Source organism: Acinetobacter sp. PFS20 (assembly GCF_052261015.1).
In the GTDB taxonomy this organism is placed as follows: domain Bacteria; phylum Pseudomonadota; class Gammaproteobacteria; order Pseudomonadales; family Moraxellaceae; genus Acinetobacter.
This window is the reverse complement of sequence record NZ_JBPVZE010000001.1, coordinates 1,313,939-1,333,277: the sequence shown is the minus strand read 5'-3', so window position 1 is coordinate 1,333,277 and position 19,339 is coordinate 1,313,939. Positions and strand designations below refer to the sequence as shown.

General features: G+C 40.0%; 21 protein-coding genes. 13 read left to right on the top strand and 8 right to left on the bottom strand.

Translation table 11 applies throughout. The features are described 5' to 3' along the window. Positions 1-95 precede the first annotated feature (95 nt). Positions 96-2,276 carry a PhoX family protein gene (locus ACS125_RS06335; RefSeq protein WP_443271109.1) on the top strand — a complete coding sequence of 727 codons (2,181 nt, stop codon included), beginning with the start codon at positions 96-98 and terminating at the stop codon, positions 2,274-2,276. 179 nt (positions 2,277-2,455) lie between these two features. Further along, positions 2,456-4,648, top strand: a complete 2,193-nt coding sequence (locus ACS125_RS06330) for a PhoX family protein (RefSeq protein ID WP_443271107.1) — start codon at positions 2,456-2,458, stop codon at positions 4,646-4,648. A gap of 47 nt (positions 4,649-4,695) precedes the next feature. Here the strand turns inward: ACS125_RS06330 and ACS125_RS06325 are convergent, their stop codons facing one another. Continuing rightward, a complete protein-coding gene (locus tag ACS125_RS06325) occupies positions 4,696-5,475 on the bottom strand; it encodes an NRDE family protein (RefSeq protein WP_443271105.1) in 780 nt (259 codons plus the stop codon). A 93-nt stretch (positions 5,476-5,568) separates the two neighbouring features. Here ACS125_RS06325 and lgt point away from each other — a divergent pair, with 93 nt between their 5' ends. From lgt to msrA, 7 genes are all read left to right on the top strand, one after another. Then, positions 5,569-6,387, top strand: a complete 819-nt coding sequence (gene lgt / locus ACS125_RS06320; protein ID WP_312820880.1) for a prolipoprotein diacylglyceryl transferase — start codon at positions 5,569-5,571, stop codon at positions 6,385-6,387. A 74-nt stretch (positions 6,388-6,461) separates the two neighbouring features. Further along, positions 6,462-6,821, top strand: coding sequence for a hypothetical protein (locus ACS125_RS06315; protein ID WP_443271103.1), 360 nt, complete (start codon positions 6,462-6,464; stop codon positions 6,819-6,821). An 11-nt stretch (positions 6,822-6,832) separates the two neighbouring features. Then, the gene (locus ACS125_RS06310) at positions 6,833-7,198 is read left to right on the top strand and encodes a hypothetical protein (protein ID WP_443271101.1); all 366 of its coding nucleotides are present in this window, start codon (positions 6,833-6,835) and stop codon (positions 7,196-7,198) included. Between the two features lie 166 nt (positions 7,199-7,364). Continuing rightward, positions 7,365-8,207: a thymidylate synthase gene (gene thyA / locus ACS125_RS06305; RefSeq protein WP_353155564.1), complete on the top strand. Its 843-nt coding sequence runs from the start codon at positions 7,365-7,367 to the stop codon at positions 8,205-8,207. A gap of 44 nt (positions 8,208-8,251) precedes the next feature. Further along, complete coding sequence (locus ACS125_RS06300) at positions 8,252-8,761, top strand: dihydrofolate reductase (protein ID WP_231761974.1); 510 nt, start codon at positions 8,252-8,254, stop codon at positions 8,759-8,761. Positions 8,762-8,775: 14 nt separating this feature from the next. Continuing rightward, the gene (locus tag ACS125_RS06295) at positions 8,776-9,831 is read left to right on the top strand and encodes an Lnb N-terminal periplasmic domain-containing protein (protein ID WP_004794796.1); all 1,056 of its coding nucleotides are present in this window, start codon (positions 8,776-8,778) and stop codon (positions 9,829-9,831) included. 100 nt (positions 9,832-9,931) lie between these two features. After that, positions 9,932-10,456 carry a peptide-methionine (S)-S-oxide reductase MsrA gene (gene msrA / locus ACS125_RS06290; RefSeq protein WP_004794799.1) on the top strand — a complete coding sequence of 175 codons (525 nt, stop codon included), beginning with the start codon at positions 9,932-9,934 and terminating at the stop codon, positions 10,454-10,456. 57 nt (positions 10,457-10,513) lie between these two features. Here msrA and ACS125_RS06285 read toward each other — a convergent pair whose 3' ends face one another. The 5 genes from ACS125_RS06285 to ACS125_RS06265 form a co-directional block, all read right to left on the bottom strand. Next, a complete protein-coding gene (locus ACS125_RS06285) occupies positions 10,514-10,918 on the bottom strand; it encodes an ExbD/TolR family protein (RefSeq protein ID WP_003654800.1) in 405 nt (134 codons plus the stop codon). After that, complete coding sequence (locus ACS125_RS06280) at positions 10,918-11,538, bottom strand: MotA/TolQ/ExbB proton channel family protein (protein ID WP_004641039.1); 621 nt, start codon at positions 11,536-11,538, stop codon at positions 10,918-10,920. Before ACS125_RS06280 ends, ACS125_RS06285 begins: the two co-directional genes overlap by 1 nt. 42 nt (positions 11,539-11,580) lie before the next feature. Continuing rightward, positions 11,581-12,330, bottom strand: coding sequence for an energy transducer TonB (locus ACS125_RS06275; RefSeq protein WP_013199006.1), 750 nt, complete (start codon positions 12,328-12,330; stop codon positions 11,581-11,583). 380 nt (positions 12,331-12,710) lie between these two features. Further along, the gene (gene purU / locus ACS125_RS06270) at positions 12,711-13,574 is read right to left on the bottom strand and encodes a formyltetrahydrofolate deformylase (protein ID WP_004794803.1); all 864 of its coding nucleotides are present in this window, start codon (positions 13,572-13,574) and stop codon (positions 12,711-12,713) included. A 75-nt stretch (positions 13,575-13,649) separates the two neighbouring features. Then, on the bottom strand, positions 13,650-14,342 hold the full coding sequence (locus ACS125_RS06265; protein WP_004794805.1) for a TetR/AcrR family transcriptional regulator: 693 nt from the start codon (positions 14,340-14,342) through the stop codon (positions 13,650-13,652). Positions 14,343-14,454: 112 nt separating this feature from the next. Between ACS125_RS06265 and ACS125_RS06260 the strand changes: the two genes are divergently transcribed. The 4 genes from ACS125_RS06260 (at position 14,455) to ACS125_RS06245 (ending at position 18,335) form a co-directional block, all read left to right on the top strand. Next, positions 14,455-15,903, top strand: coding sequence for a coniferyl aldehyde dehydrogenase (locus ACS125_RS06260; RefSeq protein WP_174740220.1), 1,449 nt, complete (start codon positions 14,455-14,457; stop codon positions 15,901-15,903). 167 nt (positions 15,904-16,070) lie between these two features. Beyond that, on the top strand, positions 16,071-16,307 hold the full coding sequence (gene rpmB / locus ACS125_RS06255; protein ID WP_000048256.1) for a 50S ribosomal protein L28: 237 nt from the start codon (positions 16,071-16,073) through the stop codon (positions 16,305-16,307). Positions 16,308-16,319: 12 nt separating this feature from the next. Continuing rightward, positions 16,320-16,475 (top strand): 50S ribosomal protein L33, encoded by a 156-nt coding sequence (gene rpmG, locus ACS125_RS06250; protein ID WP_003654787.1) that lies wholly within the window; start codon positions 16,320-16,322, stop codon positions 16,473-16,475. Positions 16,476-16,625: 150 nt separating this feature from the next. Then, positions 16,626-18,335 (top strand): cation:proton antiporter, encoded by a 1,710-nt coding sequence (locus ACS125_RS06245; protein WP_443271092.1) that lies wholly within the window; start codon positions 16,626-16,628, stop codon positions 18,333-18,335. A gap of 36 nt (positions 18,336-18,371) precedes the next feature. Here ACS125_RS06245 and ACS125_RS06240 read toward each other — a convergent pair whose 3' ends face one another. Together ACS125_RS06240 and ACS125_RS06235 are read right to left on the bottom strand one after the other, a co-directional pair. Continuing rightward, positions 18,372-18,650, bottom strand: coding sequence for a hypothetical protein (locus ACS125_RS06240; RefSeq protein WP_002114792.1), 279 nt, complete (start codon positions 18,648-18,650; stop codon positions 18,372-18,374). A gap of 112 nt (positions 18,651-18,762) precedes the next feature. Next, positions 18,763-19,266, bottom strand: a complete 504-nt coding sequence (locus tag ACS125_RS06235) for a DUF6586 family protein (RefSeq protein WP_004794811.1) — start codon at positions 19,264-19,266, stop codon at positions 18,763-18,765. Positions 19,267-19,339: the final 73 nt, after the last annotated feature.

Here is a 19,339-nt window from a genome sequence, read left to right as displayed (position 1 = left end):
CTGTCTTCAAAGTGACTTAAAAATGTAAGAAAAGTGTCATTTCCAGTCCATAGAATCAACTCAACAAATATACTCACAAAAGTTACGGATTTATTATGACAACTGCTTCTAACCACCCAACACGTCGCGACATTTTAAAATGGTTTACGGGGATCCCTTTTCTTCCATTAGGTGCGATGGCTACGGCAGCAACGTTAGCAGGATGTAACGATAGTAATGATGATTCAGACGTTACCATTCCATCAAAACTAATTAACTTTAAAAATGCAACGTTCACGTCAATGCCTGCGCCTTCTACTGTAGCAGAGATGGCAACAACTGCATGTGCATCAAAGCTTGCTATTTCATGGGAAGATGGCAGCAAAACTGAATATCAACTTGCTTACAAACCATTCTTTTTAACAGGTACAGAAGTTCCTGATGGTAAAGGCGGAAAGATTATTGCGGGCGGTTATGTTGATATTAATAATCAGCCCATTATTGATAAATCAGTTGCAGGTAAAGAACGTCAATTCTTCTCTGACTGTCCAGATGGTAGTTCTCTGATTAGCTTTAAACAAGCGACTGGCAAAGATTTCACAGATGCAGACAAGAAAGCATTAGGTGTAACTGGTAACCCAGTGTTCCATGTGGTTCAGTTTGAATATTTATCAAAAGACCAAAATGGTGGTGATACTTACGGTAAATTATCATCTCCGATTGCAGTGCTTACTTTAGATCAAGACCCGAAAACTGGTCATTTGACTTTAATTAAATATCACAATGTAGACACTTCAAGTGCGCATGGTTTATGGATTACTTGTGGTGCAAGCTTGTCACCCTGGGGAACTCATTTATCGAGTGAAGAATATGAGCCAGATGCTTTCAACCAAAAGTTAGGTCAATCACTTTCAACACTTAAAGCATTTAGTAAAAATGTGTATGGTGATGAAAATGCGGCTAACCCATATAACTACGGTCATTTACCAGAAATTACCGTAAATGCAGATGGTACGGGTCGTGTGACAAAGCACTACTGTTTAGGCCGTATTTCACATGAGCTTGTACAAGTTTTCCCAGACAACCGTACAGTTTTGATGGGTGATGACTATACCAATGGTGGTCTCTTCATGTTCGTTGCAGATAAAGAGAAAGACCTATCTGCCGGCACACTTTACGTTGCAAAATATACAACAGTACTTACAGATACAACGACTGGTCAAATCTCATGGATCAAGCTTGGTCATGCAACAAGTGTAGAGATTGAAAACCTCATCAAGAGCGGTATCAAAGGAACTGATATTTTCGAATCGGTTCTACAAATTGCCAAATATCCAAGCGATGCAACGACAGCAGAAGTCGAAGCCATTGATGCTGGAGATAAAGGTACGCCTGAACAACAAGCTTTAGCGAAAGCTGCGAAAGATCGTATAAAACTACAACAAGCTACTCAAAAAGCAGAATTAGAAGCTCAAGGTTTTAAATTTACTTATTTGAGCAAAACTGGTGTTTATCTCAAGCTTAAAGATAACAGCGACAAAACTAAACTTGCAGCGGCTTTCCTTGAGACACACCGCTATGCAGCTTACGTTGGTGCTTCAATGGCATTGACCAAGAACGAAGGTACAACTGTAAATATTGCAGATAAACGCGCATATTCAGCTTTAGCTAACATTGTTGATTCAATGGTTGAAGGTGGTAGCGGTTACCTTGCTGAGCACAACGTTAAATTCCCGAAAATAACGGCTGGTGGTATTTTGGAGCATAAACTGACAGGCGGCCAAAAAGACAGCTCAAATGCCGCAATCAATAGTGAATGGGTACCTAGCCAATCTAGTCTTCTCATTAAAGGTAAAGACATTAGCTTTGACAGCTTAGGTAACACTGCTGACCCAGAACAAATTGCTAGCCCTGACAACTTGAAGTTCTCTGAAAAGCTACGTACGTTATTTATCGGTGAAGACTCTGGTAACCATTTAAATAACTTCTTATGGGCTTACAATGTCGACACTAAACAGCTCATCCGTATCTTGTCTACACCAGCAGGTGCAGAATCAACTGGTCTACACGCAGTCGATGAAGTAAACGGCTGGACTTACATCATGAGTAACTTCCAACATCCAGGTGATGAATGGAACCGTTTCTATAAAGAAACTAATGGTGTTCGTACTGGTATCAGTGCAGATTTACTTTCGCAAATTGATACAGCCATTAATACAAACTACAGCAATAAATTTGCAGCGGCGGTTGGCTATATCACTGCCGACCCAATTGCTCCATCTGTTGTGAAAAAGTAATCTCTTTCACCAAAATAGAAGAAACCTGCCTTGTGCAGGTTTCTTTTTTGACTAAACGATCAATTATTTCATAAACCTATCATCAAAACGTCAAAGCCTCGTCACATTGCCCAACTAAGCTAATGAAGATTTTTAGAACAATCTCTTTATTTCTTTCTTTACTTACTTAGGAATTTCCCATGACAGAGCTGACGCCATATCATGAAGATCAAGAACTGGACAATAATACTTCTGACAATATCCACTTCCGCGACATTTTAGAACAACATGTAAGTCGCCGTAGTTTAATTACTAAAGCAGCAAGCGGTGCTGTAGCTTTAACTTTAGCCTCTACTTTAACAGGCTGTAATGATAGTAATGATGACTCAGGTTCTAACAACGGTGGAATCCCACCTGTAGATCCAAATAAAAAACCAGAAAAATTAACTTTTACAGCAGTTGCAAAAAACCACAACGATATCGTGACTGTACCCGAAGGCTATGAAGCAAATGTCATTTACGCTTTAGGTGATTCAATCAATCCTGCTTTTGGCGACTGGGATGACAATAATATTCCATCTGGTCCAAGCTTCCAGTTCCGTTCAGGCGACTGCCATGACGGTATGCATTTCTTTGGTTTAAATACGTCAAAAAATAACTTTGATGAAAGTGTTTCGGCTGAAGGTTTGTTAGTCATGAATCACGAATATATTAACCAGACATTCCTTCACCCCAAAGGCCCAACAAAAGTTAATGGACGCCGCCCTGAAGATGAAGTCATTCGTGAAACTAATGCACATGGCGTTTCTATTGTTCACATCAAAAAAGATGCAGCAACTCAAAAAGTAATAATTGATAAAAAATCAATTTTTAACCGACGCATTACAGCTTCAACAGAGATGAATTTTGCAGGTGTTGCTGCTGGGTCTAGTTTACTTGCAACTCGTTTCTCACCTGCTGGTCGTCAAACACGGGGCACTCATAATAACTGCGGTAACGGTTATACGCCTTGGGGCACATATTTAACTACCGAAGAAAACTTTATTGGTTACTTTGCTCGTAGTACGACTGATGATGCGTTACGTACTCCAGAAGAAATTATTGCACTGAAACGCTATGGCTTAAAAGCAGGATCTGGTTCACGCTACGGTTGGGAAACAGCAATTGGTCAAGTTGAATCACAAGACTTATATGACCGCTGGAATGCCGATGTAAAAACTGCACAAGCTACCCAAGATTATCGTAACGGTCCAAATACATTCGGCTGGATGGTCGAGATTGATCCTTTTGATAACCGCCTGAATCCTGTTAAAAGAACATCTTTAGGCCGTTTTGCACATGAAGATAGTGCTTGCCGTGCAGTTGCAGGTCAGCCATTAGCATTTTATATGGGTGATGACTCTAAAGGTGAATACATCTATAAATTTGTCTCAAGTGCAGTGTGGGATGTCAAAGATGTAAACGGCGGCTATGGTGCTGGCGACAAATATATGAACGCGGGCAAATTGTATGTTGCCAAATTTAATAACGATGGTACAGGTCAATGGATTGAGCTTGCATATGGCAAAAATGGCTTAAATGAAAGTAATTCGACTTACCCATTTAAATCTCAAGCAGACGTTGTCACATTTGCACGTTTGGCAGGTGATGCAGTCGGCGCTACAAAAATGGACCGCCCCGAATGGTGTACGGTTAACCCAGTAAACGGTGAAGTCTATGTGACCCTAACTAATAACTCGAACCGTGGTAAAGATTACGCGACCGATGCTGCGAACCCGCGTAACTATACTGACCTTAAAGATGGAAAAACCACTCAAAAAGGTAACGTTAACGGTCATATCATCCGTTTTAAAGAAACTGATGACAAAACCACTGCCGAAACCTTCAAATGGGATATTTATCTGTTTGGTGCAGAAGCATCGATGGCTTCAAACATCAACTTGTCTAGCCTAACCGACAATAATGATTTGTCCTCTCCAGACGGGATGTGGTTTGACCCACGTGGCGTACTTTGGATTCAGACAGATGATGGTGCTTACACCGATGTCACTAACTGTATGATGCTCGCAGCACTACCGGGCCAAATTGGTGATGGTACTACTGCCACTACATCAAATGGCCAACAAACGCTAGTCGGTGCTAAAGTTACAGACTCAACACTACGCCGTTTCTTGGTTGGACCAAAGCAATGTGAAATTACAGGCATTGCCATGACACCTGATCACAAAGCTATTTTTATTAATGTTCAACACCCTGGCGAAGATTCCGCAAGTTACGCAACACCAGATAGTAACTGGCCTGCAACTCAAAAAGATCCAAACAATAAAACTGCACGCCCACGCTCAGCAACTGTGGTGATTACCCGTAAAGATGGCGGTGTGATCGCGGGTTAATTCTTAGATGATTAAAAATGCCGGTCAATTGATCGGCATTTTTATTGCTATCGATTTAAAAGAATCTGCTGCTGAACGATTTGTCCACTATGCTCGCCTTGTTGGGTCTTTTCCAACCAAAGCCATTCATTATTGGTCATTCTTAGAAAGTTTGAACAACGTGTGCCATACACAGGACTTTGAATAAAGGTAGATGACAACAACTCTTCCATCTCTGCTTGAATGCCAGTATTGGGTAATAAAGCAGTTGTAACTTTACGCTCATCTTCCAGAATATCCCACGCCGCATGTTGCAAAGTTAACTCTTCTGTCTGATGCTGAAGCATAGGCAAAAACTCTTGCGTAAAACGTGTTCGTAAATGTTTAGTTTTTTCCCAATGTTCAGACATCAAACCATTTGAAACCACGTAAACACCGTTAGCCAAGACTTGCGGAGCTTCACCACGGTTACTCATATACACCGCTTGATCAGCATTTCCCATAAACAAGTTAAAGCCAGCAAAATTCTGTTGCTGCTGTTCTAATTGTTGAGCAAATCGAATCGGCATTAAATCAGATTCTAAAAAAGCCTGAACCAAATGCCCCCGAGAAGTCTCATAAGACTTTTGATCCCGCCCATCACGGAAGTTAGTCAAAACAGCCCATCGACCTTGAGGCGTAATGCCCATCCACGTGCCACCCGACTGTAAATCTTGCCCCGCAACAATCGGAGTATGTTCCCACTGATGCAGCAAAGCTGTTGGCCGATGATAAAACTCATCCCGATTTGACATAAGACACAAGGGCATATCATCCAGAACATGCCATGCTAAAGCGACAATACACATCTTTTCTTATTCCCTATCTTTACACATTGAATGTACAACATTTTTCACATCATTCCGCTACAATCTGTCAAAACGTAAGATCAAGGAGCAGCAATGCTGACCTATCCTAATATCGATCCGGTCGCAATACATCTAGGACCTCTTCAAGTTCATTGGTATGGACTCATGTATTTATTGGCATTTTTATGTGCTTGGGGGCTTGCTTCCTACCGTGCCAAACAACGTGATGGCTGGACATCAGAAATGGTTTCCGACCTAGTGTTTTATGGTGCCCTAGGTGTTGTTCTGGGCGGTCGTGTCGGCTATGTCTTTTTCTATGAATTTGATAAATTCCTTGAAAATCCGATTTGGCTATTTCAAGTCTGGACAGGTGGTATGAGTTTCCACGGCGGCTTTCTCGGTGTTATGGTTGCTATGCTATTTTGGTGTAAAAAATACCAAAAAACATGGTTTCAAACGCTCGACTTTATTGCCCCTTGTGTACCGACTGGCTTAATGTTCGGACGCTTTGGTAACTTTATCGGTGGAGAGTTATATGGTCGTGCGGTAACCGACCCCAATTATCCATTCGGTATGATCTTCCCAACAGATCCATTACACCTAGTTCGCCATCCATCACAAATCTATCAAGCTATTTGTGAAGGTTTACTCTTATTTATTATCTTGTGGTGGTTTAGTTCAAAACCGCGTCCGCGCATGGCCGTTTCAGCTCTATTCTTAATGGGATATGGTGTTGCCCGCTTTGTTATGGAATTCTTCCGTCAACCTGATGCCGACCAAGGCTTTATTCTGTTTGGCTGGATGACCAAGGGACAAATTCTCACAGTTCCAATGTTGCTTATTGGTCTTTGGATGATGTGGTATGCCTACCAAAAGAAAATTTATGACTGGGGCCCTCAAAAGAACAGTTAACATCTAAATCAGAGGAGTTTCGGCTCCTCTTTTTTATGCTACAGTTTTTACTCTCCCAAAAATGAAGATATGCCATGCTGGAATTCTGGTTTGATACACAAGTCCCGACATTTAAAAAATTAGTTATTTTAATTATTACTTTGGCCATTTGTATTGCGCTATATCAGTACCAGCCTTTGCCCTTAGAAACAATTTTAATGTTTACTGGAACTGGCGTTATCTTTTTAATATGCCGCTATTTTAAATTACATTTTGCTCAAAAAAATCCGACTGGCTTGCTTTACCGCCTGCTGACTTGGATCCCTATCGCACTGTTATTCGCACTTATCTTTGTTAAAACAATGCCGAACTTGCTGGTCTGGGGTGTGCAAGGAATTGCTTTTATGGCACTTGCTGCTTTTATTTTTTCACCTCAATCGCTTTTTAAAAAATAGGTTTGGTTTTCATGTTGGCTTATTGGTACAACGCTCCGCGCCATATCAAACTCATTTTCATTATTGTTGTTTGTATTGCAATTTATGCAGCCAATCAAGTCCAGCCATTATCGCCGACTTATACTGTTCTTAGCCTTGTGTTAGGTTGTGGGCTTCATTTCGGGCAATATTTACAAACAAAAATTCCAGATCGCAGCTCATATAAATCTAACTTTCAGTTTCTGCTTAGAATTTATCCTCTCATTATTATTGCTATTGTGATGTGGATGCTACCACCTCAGCACAATTGGATCGTAATGATACAAGCTTTAGGCTTTGTACTGGTTGGTTTTTTTCTGGTTTCAATTTATCAAAATCGTGCCAAGCGATTTGAATAATTACGTTCATTGAAATGTCATAGAACTATTTTTAGATTTTCATCTTGAGCTACAACAGGTATCATCTTCAATGGTTCATGATGAAGCAGCTCTATTGCGTAATTATTTATCATTGAGCTATCTCCCCCCTTTTATTTTATGGAATTAATCCGAACTCGAGAGTGTTATGCGTGCATATTTAGACCTACTACAACATATCCTTGATAATGGCGGTGACAAAGGCGACCGTACAGGCACAGGAACCCGTTCTGTATTTGGTCATCAAATGCGTTTTGATCTCTCTAAAGGTTTTCCTTTACTCACCACAAAAAAAGTTCACTTCCGTTCTATCGTGATTGAGTTACTTTGGTTTTTAAAAGGCGACACCAACGTCCAATATCTAAAAGACAATAAAGTTTCAATTTGGGACGAATGGGCAACGGCAGAACAAACTGCTCGTTTTGGCCGCCCAGAACATGAGCTTGGGCCTGTTTATGGTCATCAATGGCGTAATTTCGGTGCAACAAAAAAGGCGGATGGTACTTATAACCAAGATGGTTTTGACCAGATTAAATGGTTAATTAATGAAATTAAAACCAACCCAAATTCACGCCGTTTAATTATCTCTGGTTGGAACCCAAATGAAGCGGGACAAGTAGCCTTACCACCTTGCCACACGCTTTTTCAATTTTTTGTACAAGATAACAAATTGTCATGCCAACTTTATCAACGTAGCGCAGACGTGTTCTTAGGTGTGCCTTTTAACATTGCGAGCTATGCTCTACTCACCCATATGATTGCTCAAGTGTGCGGTTTAGGAGTCGGTGATTTTGTATGGACTGGTGGTGATACACATCTGTATGCCAACCATTTTGAGCAAGCACAACTTCAATTGACACGTGAGCCTTTACCACTCTGCCAATTGAAACTAAATCCAGAAATAAAAGACTTATTTGATTTCAAATTTGAAGATATTGAAATTGTAGGTTATGAGTCGCATCCTGCAATTAAAGCACCAGTTGCAGTATAACGACGACTCAAATTTCATTAGGTTACGGTTTAGAGAATAAGATTATGGCATGGCAAAATGTAGAAGTTGTTCACGTTGTGGCAATGGACAAAAACCACTGTATTGGTAAAGGCAATGCGTTGCCATGGCATATTTCTGCCGACTTAAAACATTTTAAAGAAATCACACAAGGTGGTGTGGTCGTAATGGGTCGTAAAACCCTTGAGTCTATGGGCCGTGCGCTACCAAACCGTGTGAACTGGGTCATTACCCGTGATATTAACTGGCAATTTGACGGTGTTAAAATTGCCTATTCAATTGAAGATGCTTTAAATGCAGCTTTAGAAGATGTAAAAAATACTGAAAAACAAGCGTTATTCATCATTGGCGGCGGTGAGATATTCAAGCAAACTCTGTCAATTGCAGACCGTCTTGAACTTACTCATGTTGACTTAGATGTGCAAGGTGATGCACATTATCCAACAATACCGAGTGAATTTCATAAAACTGCAAGTGAACAGCAAGTTGATGAAAAATCAGGGACTTCATTCGAGTTTGCGACTTATAAAAAATAATTCAATGGATGCCTATGCACAATATCGGAACACGTGAATTTATTATTGCTCTACTTTTTGGGGTGTTACATAGTCTATTCACGCTGTTTATTGTGTTCTCTAGTATTTGGGTATGCGTAGCACTCTGGGTTCAACAGCCTTTTGGCTGGCTAGGCAGCCGCATACTCATTGGCATCTGGATTGCTTTTGCGCTGAGTATGGCTGGCTTATATGTTGAAGGCCATCTTGTTAGCCGCCGTACAGATATCCTGATTTACCTTTTAGCATTTGCCTGCTCTCTCGTTTGGTATTTTTCAATTACTGCACGCCAAGATCGTGACTGGAACCCTGAAGTTGCCAATATGCTGAGCTATGAAAAGCACGGCGATGTAGTCACTTTGCATAATGTCCGTAACTTTAATTGGCATCCTGATGGAACCTATGATGTTCGCTGGGAAACCCGAACTTTTGACCTCAACCAGTTAAATGGAATAAACATCATTGCCTCTTACTGGATGGGACCACAAATTGCCCATACACTGGTCAGCTTCGAATTTGCACATCAACAACCTTTAGTCTTCTCAATCGAGATTCGCAAAGAAAAAACTGAAGAGTTTTCGGCAATCGGTGGTTTTTTTAGAAAATATGAACTGAGCTTAATTGCTTCTGATGAGAAAGATATTGTCTATACGCGTAGCAACATCCGCAAAGAGCAAGTTTATAATTTTCCTATCAATATGCCACGATCTGAGCAAAAAGCTTTATTTTTAGAATATCTAAAAAAATCAGATGAGTTGCGTACAAAACCAGAGTGGTACAATACGCTCACGAGTAACTGTACAACTCTAATTTTTGATATGGTTCAAGCGATTAACCCATACCAACTTCCTAAAGATTATCGTCTAATCGCTTCAGGTTACTTACCTAATTATTTATATGATCTTAAAGCTCTTAATCAAAATGTCAGTTTAAAACAGTGGTATCAAATTGCACATATCAATCCACGTACTGAAAATTTTGAACAGCTTTCAGATCAGAGTAGTGAACACTTCTCTCAAATCGTTCGACAAGGTTTACCTAAAGCTAAATGAAATAAGTAATGCACTTTTCTTTACTTTTTTATACATGCTTTACTTTGTATTTTAAATACATAAACCCTATTGTAATAGGCAGGAAATAGAGGGAAAAACAATGCAACAGGCATTATTTGGCGGCGGCTGTTTTTGGTGCGTCGAAGCTGTATTTTTACAAATACGCGGTGTAGAAAAAGTAACTAGTGGTTACGCAGGTGGGCACACGACTAACCCTACCTACGAGCAAGTATGTCAAGGAGATACCCAGCACGCTGAGGTGATCTTAGTCGACTTTGATGAAGAACAAGTAACTTACTCCCAGTTACTTGACGTGTTCTTTGCGACTCATGATCCAACGACTTTAAATCGCCAAGGTAATGATATCGGCACACAATACCGCTCTGTTATTTACTATTATAATGAAGAGCAAAAGCAGGCAGCGGAACACACGATTCAGACTCTAAAAAATGATGATCTTGATATTGTGACTGAGCTGTCTCCTGTCCCGACCTTCTATCCGGCAGAAGAATATCATCAGAACTACTATGCAAAGAATCCTTCACAAGGTTATTGCAACTTTGCGATTCCACCTAAGCTGCTTAAGCTATATAGTAAATTCCAGCATCTGATGAAAGATCAATAAATCAGAACAATAAAAAAGCAACCAAATTGGTTGCTTTTTTATTAAGTAAACTAAATTTTAGTTTTCACTTACAAAGGCAATATCGCTCAGTCCGGCTTCACTGGCGCGAGACATTACCTGAGCAACAGTATCGTACTTCGACTCTTTATCTGCACGAAGCTGAACTGTCGGTTTAACATCACCTTGACCTGCTTCTTGAAAACGTTTTTGAAGCTCATCAAGGCTAATTACTTGAGTATCCCAAGCCACTTCACCATTTGCATTAATACTAATCGTAATTGCTTTTGGTGGTGGATCAATAATTTCAGCAGTTGTTTTAGGAAGCGTTAATGGAATCGATGGGTTGGCAACTGTTGCTGTGACCAAAAAGATGATCATTAACACCAACATAATGTCGATTAGCGGAATGAGGTTCATCTCATTTATGCCACTATCGTGGTCTTCACCCAATTGAAAAGCCATTAAGCTTGACCTCCAACATAACTTTGCTGTGCAGTTTTAACATCAGACTTTACAGTTGAGTCTTGCTGCAACATCGTATCAATTAATAAGCTGTGCGCTTGATCTTGTAAATCATGAGCAAGACCACGGTTAGCGCGTACACAAATGTTATATGCCAATACCGCAGGAATCGCAACTGCAAGACCAAGGCCCGTCATAATAAGCGCCTCACCTACTGGTGTAGCCACTTGAGCCAAACCTGCTTGTCCACTTTTACCTACTGCAACAAGTGCATGGAAAATACCCCATACCGTACCAAACAAACCAACGAATGGTGCAATTGAAGCAATTGTTCCTAAAACAGAAATACCTTTTTCAGCATTGACTTTTTCAGCAGAAATTTGACGAAGTAGAGCTTGCTCCGCAACCGCTTTACGCTGCTCAAAACTTAAAGGTTGTAACTTTGCTTTTAGCGAAGTGATAGCCTGAGAAAGTTGAGCATAAGCTTGTTGCTTTAATTGGCGAGTCCCCATCAAACGTAAGATGAAAACTGTCCAAGTAGCAATCGACATTGCCAATAAGATGAAATACAGGGTTTTACTCACTGCATCTGCATGTTGCCAATAGATTGAAAAGTTCATATGAACTCCTGATTAAGGTTAGCCGTTGGGACTCAAATTCATTTAAGGGGTTAAATCAAAGGGTTGCTCTGCTTTAATTGGATAAGCAACACCATTTTCCATATAAGGTTTAAATTTCGCACCGCGAACAGCACGGACAACTTTGTCATCTAGACTTGGAATACCACTACTTCTCGTCACTCGTACATTAATAATCTTGCCTTTTTCATCGGCTTCAATCAGTACCATGACAGAGCGTGCTTCGCCTTGTAAATCTTTTGAAGAAACTGTTAAACGTGGTGAACGACTCCACTGTACACCCGAACCACCAATTGAAACTCGTTTTGGTGATGGATCTGGAGCGGGTTGAGCTTTAGGTGCTTCTTGTACTACTGGCTTTGGTTTTTCAACGACTTTTTCAGAAACAGTCGTTGTTACCACTTTGGTTTCAACTTTAGGTTCTGTCTTTACTGTTTCTTTTGGTGTTTCAGCCTTTTTCACCTGTTGAATTTTTTCCACTTTTTTCGGTGGTGTCACAGGCTTTTCAACAACTTTAACTTCTTTTACCTCTTTCTTAGGTTCTGGCTTTTTAGGCGGTTCCTTTGGCTTAGGAGGTAGTGGTTTAGGTTGCTCTTGAATTTTTACGAAACGTACCTGTAAAGGTTTCTTATCGATTGGCTTTAATTCAGCAGGCTTAATATGGCTAACTGCCCATAAGACCCCGATATGACCAATTGCAACTGCAATTAGTGCTGTGATGACTTTCTTTTTCATCGGATTGGGAGCGTTTAAGGCTGCGGAAGATTGACTCATAAGAATCTAATTACCTAATGGATGATGATTTCAGATTTCTATTTATAGAAACGATTTCAAACATCGGATAGAACAATAAAGTGCCACAATAATAAATGAGAAGTGTTTTCATTTGCAACTATTTTTTGAGAAAAACATTTACTCTCTGTCATAGCTTCATGCCTGTTCAGTATGTTTACTTTAGTTTTCTCATAGTTACATCAATAGATATGCCATGTTCACAATTTGTTTAGCCAAACTTAAATAGTTGAGCTATTTACACCATGATCAGATCTATTTTTATGATAATCCCACTTATTATTGATATGTTATATTATTTCAATTTTATTTTAAATATAAAAAAACACGCAAGAAGCGTGCTTTTTTAGAATAACCGTTACTTAAAAAACAACGGTCTTATTACCATCAACAATAATACGATCTTCTAAATGCCATTTCACTGCACGAGCCAATACATTACGCTCTACATCTTCACCTAGCTCACGTAATTGCTCAACATTATAGTCATGACTCACGCGCTCAACGTCTTGCTCAATAATTGGACCTTGGTCAAGGTCAGCAGTTACATAGTGAGCTGTCGCACCAATCAACTTCACACCTTTTTCATAAGCTTGCTTATATGGATTGGCACCCACAAAAGCTGGCAAGAAAGAATGGTGAATATTGATGATTTTCATTTCCCATTTTGCAACAAAATCTTCGCTTAAAATCTGCATATAACGTGCAAGAACTAATAAATCATTGCCTTGCATCATTTCATCAATTTGCGCATAAGCTTCAGCTTTATTGTCTTTAGTGACTTTAATTACAGTAAATGGAATACCGAAGTTTTCAACAGACTCACGTAAATCTTCATGATTAGAAATGACATGAGTAATTTCACAAGGTAACGAACCACGTGCATGACGCCATAACAACTCAAGCAAGGCATGGTCAACTTTAGAAACTAAAATACCAACTTTTTTAACATCGTTAACGAAAGCAAGACGCCATTGCATGCCGTAACGTTCAGCAACGTTCGCAGCAAAAGTTTGAATTAATGCATCTTTACGCGACTGTAAATGATCAAGTTCAAATTCAACACGCATGAAATAACGTCCGCCCTGAGCTTCCGTCGCATACTGATCAAGCGCGGTAATGTTTGCACCTTGGTGATACAAAAAGCTCGATACCGCTTGTACGATCCCTGGCTTGTCTTCACAAGTAATCAGTAAACGGGCTGTATTGGCAGTGGTCATATTCATTTGGTTAATATCACTTAATTGAGATAAATTTTTTAATAGGCCGAGTATTCTAGCGCCCTAAATAAACAAGCACAACTATTCGTCTTTTAAGGACGATAAGCTAGCAAATAGATCTGAAGGGCCAAGAGATTCAAGCAACTGCTCATAAGTTGCTCGGCTTTCACCCATAAGATAAGGACCTTCAAGGAAAACCATTTGGCGTAATGCTTGCCAAACCCATTTTTCTTCTAAATGGTTATTGTCACTAATATGACCAGACATATACAAAAAGTTTGTCCAGTTTGTTAATACAATCCAGAGGTTAATAATGAGGGCTTCAATTTCCGAAGCTGTCATTTTCATAAGACCTGCATCTACAAAAGCTTGATAAATCTTTTGCCCCTGCTGCATCACCTGCCCTGCAAAACGCGGATAAATCTTTTTAAAGTCTTCGTTACTTTCAACTAAATGATACACATCACGATGAATAAAACGGTAACTCCATAATTGACCACTGAGCACCTGAAAATAGTTGATTTTATCATTGGTCGTTAATGGTCTATCTTCAGGTAAAGAAAGCAATTCTAAAGTCTCGGCCTGATATTGATACATTAATTCCTTAATGATTTCATGCTTATTCCGAAAGTGGTAATACAAGTTTCCAGGACTAATACCTAACTCCGCAGCAATATGATTGGTTGTAACTGACCGTTCACCTCGCTCGTTAAAAAGCTGCAAACTGATTTGTAAAATCCGGTCTTTTGTCTTCAGAGCTTTAGGTTGAGACATTTTAATAACCTTTAATAATTCACATGGTTAAGACTTGAACACATAAACTGTCTTGACTATTTAGAGTATTTACTCTAAAAAATAAACATATCAATGTATTTGGTAAGTACCGATGAACAGTCAAACAAAAACAAATCCAGAGACTCAGCTACCTTATGATGTTAAGCATTTACATGATTTGCTTGAACAACAAAAGCTTGCTTATTTACGTCATCCGGTACCCACTGCTAAAGAGCGTATTGATCGTTTAGCTCGTCTTAAAAGAGTCTTGGTAAAATATCAAGATCAGATTGCTGACGCAATTAACCTCGATTATGGCAATCGTGCAATTATGGAAACAAAAATTGGTGAGTTACTCACCAGTTTGGAACAAATCAAATATTACAGTAAACATCTGACAGCGTGGATGAAACCTTCAAAACGCCATATCAGTGTATTACATCAGCCAGCAAAAGGTTGGGTACAATATCAACCTATGGGTGTAATTGGTATTATTACACCATGGAATTACCCATTGCTTCTTTCAGTTGGGCCATTAATTTGCGCACTGGCAGCAGGCAACCATGCCATGATCAAGATTTCGAGTGCCTCTCCAAATTTTGGGCGAGTTCTTGAAAGTGCATTAGCAGAAGCTTTCCCACAGGAATTAGTTGCTGTAGTAAATGGTGGCGGCGTTATTTCAGATGCTTTTAGTCATTTGCCTTTTGACAAAATGATTTTCACAGGCTCAACCTCTGTTGGTAAAACAGTCATGGCAGCCGCAGCTCAAAATCTGGTTCCTGTTATTCTTGAGTTAGGCGGAAAATCTCCTGCTCTTGTACATGCATCTATGGATATGAAAGATGTGGCTCAACGCATTGCTGTAGGTAAATTATGGAATGCGGGTCAAACGTGTGTTGCACCTGACCATATTTTCTTGCCACGTGGAAAAACTGCCGAGTTCATCGAAAACTTTAAATTGATTGTGGCTGGCATGTATCCACATTTCCGTAACAATCAAGATTACACGTCTATTATTAATGACAAGCAATACAACCGCATTCAGGGCTATCTTGAAAATGCCCGCGATCAAGGTGCTCGTATTGTTGAAATTAATCCTCAAAATGAAATTTTAGATGATATCCGCAAAATTGCGCCGACTTTAGTTACAGGTGTAACGACTGCCATGGATATTATGCAAAATGAAATTTTTGGTCCGATCCTACCAATTTTAGAATATGACCAAATAGAAGAAGTTATCGAATTCATTAATAGTCGACCACGTCCTTTAGCGATGTATTATTTTGACTATGATCAGGCGCGTGCTGACTATATTGCACAGCATACCCACTCAGGACATTTCGGAATCAACATGGTGATTACCCATGTGGCTCAAGATGATTTACCGTTTGGCGGAATTGGTGCATCAGGTATGGGTAAATATCACGGACCAGAGGGCTTTTTTAGCCTTTCTCATGAACGTTCGGTAATGTCCAATCCAAAACTTTATAGCCTGAAATACATTCTTCCACCGTTCAATAAGCCCATTCATCGTTTCATTTCGAAAACCTTGTTGCGCTAACTGATCAAGGCATGATCTGTTATACTAAATCATGCCTCGTTTTTACCAATTCCGCTTGTCTTTTAATCGTATTTTTGGTATAAAACGCCCCTTGAATGAATTCATCCGTTTACATTTAGTATGACTGGCCACAGATTTGCTGTTGGCTGAATCAATGGAGTTACACCATGTCTAAGGTTTGCCAAGTTACCGGCAAGCGTCCAGTCGTTGGTAACAACGTCTCACACGCCAACAACAAAACCAAGCGCCGGTTCGAGCCGAACCTGCACCACCACCGTTTCTGGTTAGAAAGCGAAAAACGTTTTGTACGTCTTCGTTTAACCACTAAAGGTATGCGTATTATTGACAAATTGGGTATCGAAAAGGTTGTTGCAGACCTTCGTGCTCAAGGTCAAAAGATCTAAGGAGTCTGAACAATGCGTGATAAGATTCGTCTCGTTTCTACAGCTGGTACAGGTTATTTCTATACCACGACTAAAAACAAACGTACTATGCCGGAAAAAATGGAAATCAAAAAATTTGATCCAAAAATCCGTCAACACGTGATTTTCAAAGAAGCTAAAATCAAATAATTTTAGCCTCGAAAAAAAACGACTTCACAATGAAGTCGTTTTTTTTGCATTTTTTTTATAGCTAGCTTTTTTTTGATAAACTTTCCACATATTTCGCCTTGGCATTTTTTATGCTTGTCTTTAGCCTAACTCACGTAAAAGGAGTTTTTAGTGCCGCATGACGTAGATTTAATTATTTTACTTGCTGTTGGTTTCGGCGTTGCCCTCATTTTTGGCTATTTTGCAGCCCGATTACGACTCCCTCCTCTTATCGGTTATTTAATTGCCGGAATTATTATTAGTCCAAATACCCCAGGTATCGTTGCAGACATTCATCTTGCCAACCAACTTGCAGAACTCGGGGTCATGTTCCTAATGTTCGGTGTAGGGATGCACTTTTCATTAAATGACTTGCTGCTAGTTCGTCGTATTGCCTTGCCTGGCGCAATTTTACAAATCGCTGTTGCAACCTTACTTGGTATTGGCGTTTCAATGCTATGGGGATGGAATTTCGGGTCTGCACTCGTTTTTGGCTTAAGTCTATCGTGTGCAAGTACAGTTGTATTATTAAAAGCATTAGGAGACCGAGGTCTTCTAGACTCAGTTAACGGCAAAATTGCTGTAGGTTGGCTGTTAGTCGAAGATTTAGTGATGGTACTGGTTTTAGTACTTCTTCCAGCTACAGCTGTTTTACTCGGTGGAAAAGCACCAGCAGGTGCAGACAGTAATATCTGGTTAACTCTTGGGATAACCTTATTAAAGGTGATTGGCTTTATTGCCTTTATGCTGATTGTAGGCAAGCGCGTTGTGCCTATTATTATGCAATTCGTTGCTCGTTTAGGGTCAAGAGAGCTATTCACCCTTACTGTTGTTGCTGCTGCTGTTTCGATTGCTTATGGTTCTTATGCCATTTTTGGGGTTTCAATGGCATTAGGGGCTTTCTTTGCAGGAATGGTTGTTAAAGAATCAGACTTTAGCCACCGCGCAGAAGAAGAAACACTTCCACTACGTGAAATTTTCTCAATTCTGTTTTTTGTTTCTGTGGGAATGCTGTTTGATCCCCATATTCTTGTTGAACGTCCACTCCAAATTCTGGCAGTGATTGCAATTATCATGATAGGTAAAACTCTTGCCGCAATGGCTTTAGTTTTATTCTTTCGCTATCCAATTAATACAGCCCTTACAGTTGGTGCGAGTTTGGCCCAAATTGGCGAATTCTCGTTTATCTTGGCAACATTAGGTGTATCTTTAGGCTTATTAACATTAGAAGCCCAAAACCTGATTCTAGCAGGCGCTTTATTTTCGATAACGCTGAACTCTTTTATATTCTCTGCCATTGAGCCAGTACAACGCTGGATTCGTGAGCGCTCTCATCTAGCCCGACTTCTTGAACGCAGTGGTGACCCACTAGCCATGTTACCCGATGAAGTGGATCAAGCTTACTTACGTGATCAGGTCGTGATTGTTGGATATGGCGGTGTGGGACGACGCATCACTGAAAATCTAATTAATGAGAATATTAAGGTCGTTATTGCAGAAGAGAATCGTGAAATCGTAGAAAAACTGCGTCAGGCAAATATTGCTGCTGTAAGTGGTGTTGCTACCGAACCGAGTGTTTTAATTCAAGCACATATCATGCATGCACGACTCTTGGTGATCTCCCCTATGGATATTTTAGATATCCACCGTATTGTAAGCATTGCCAAGCAATTAAATCCTCAGATTCAGGTATTAATTTGCGCAGAGAGTAAAGAAGAAGCGGCTATTATTCGAGACGAGAATATTGGTGAAGTGTTCTATGCTAAAGAGGAAATGGCAAAGAATATGAGCCATCATATATTAAATCAGATCGAGCTTGCCCATCAGTCAACTATTCATTAACCCTATATAAAAAGCGTACTTAAAAGTACGCTTTTTTTAACTCAAGAATTTAGGCTGTTCGTCTAGTACCTCAGCCTGCCATTCATTTACCTGCTTTTCGAGCAGTCCAAATAGTGCAGCCTGAATCATATGCTGAGCAACAACTGGAGTTTGCTCACCCAAGATTGCTTTGACTTCATCGCTAAATTGAATTTTAACCAAGGGTTCATTCTCAGAACCTGCATTACGCAAGGCGAGTTCACCACCTTCGAGTTGGACCAATTCCAAAACGGCTTCTTGATTTCCAAATAACTCTTTCAATTGCTGTATAGACATATACTTCCTCCATGTTTCAACATGGTGGCAAAGCACCCTTGCACTTTGCTTCTCTTGTCTTATTTATATAGGCACACCTAGTCTAAATTTCAAGCATCTAGGCAGTTTAATTTTAGAACTCGACCATTTCATTACGAAAACCATCAATTAAATGGCTTAACTCACGATGCCATTCACGCAAAATCTTAACATCTGGCAACCAAGATTGAGGACCTTGAGTCACTTTGATAATGAGATTAGAAGAGGTTTCTTCTTCTGGGGTCGGCTCTTTAGGTTCTGGTGCATATTGACACATACGGTAAGCTCGTTTGAGCTCTGCAACAAAACCATCTTTCGCCAATTGTTGCAAAACGGACACTTCTGGAGAAACTTGTCCTTTCGCCGCCATATGTTCTTCAATAGATTTTAAAGTGGGTTGCAATTCATTTAAACGGTAATAACGTACGAGTTCTTGTAAGAAAGCTAACATTGCGCCATGTAAATGAAATACAGCTGCTTCACGGTAGGCTTGTATCTGCTGCACATGATCGGTCTGTTCTGCCTGTTGACACGCTAAGCGCGCAAAATAGAGCTTCTGATTGGTACGATCGGCATGATAACGAGCAACACGTGACATAACTAAACTTTCCTGTTCTAAAATCGCTATTGCAACAGCTATCCTTTAGCTTAACGACTCCATTAATAAAATC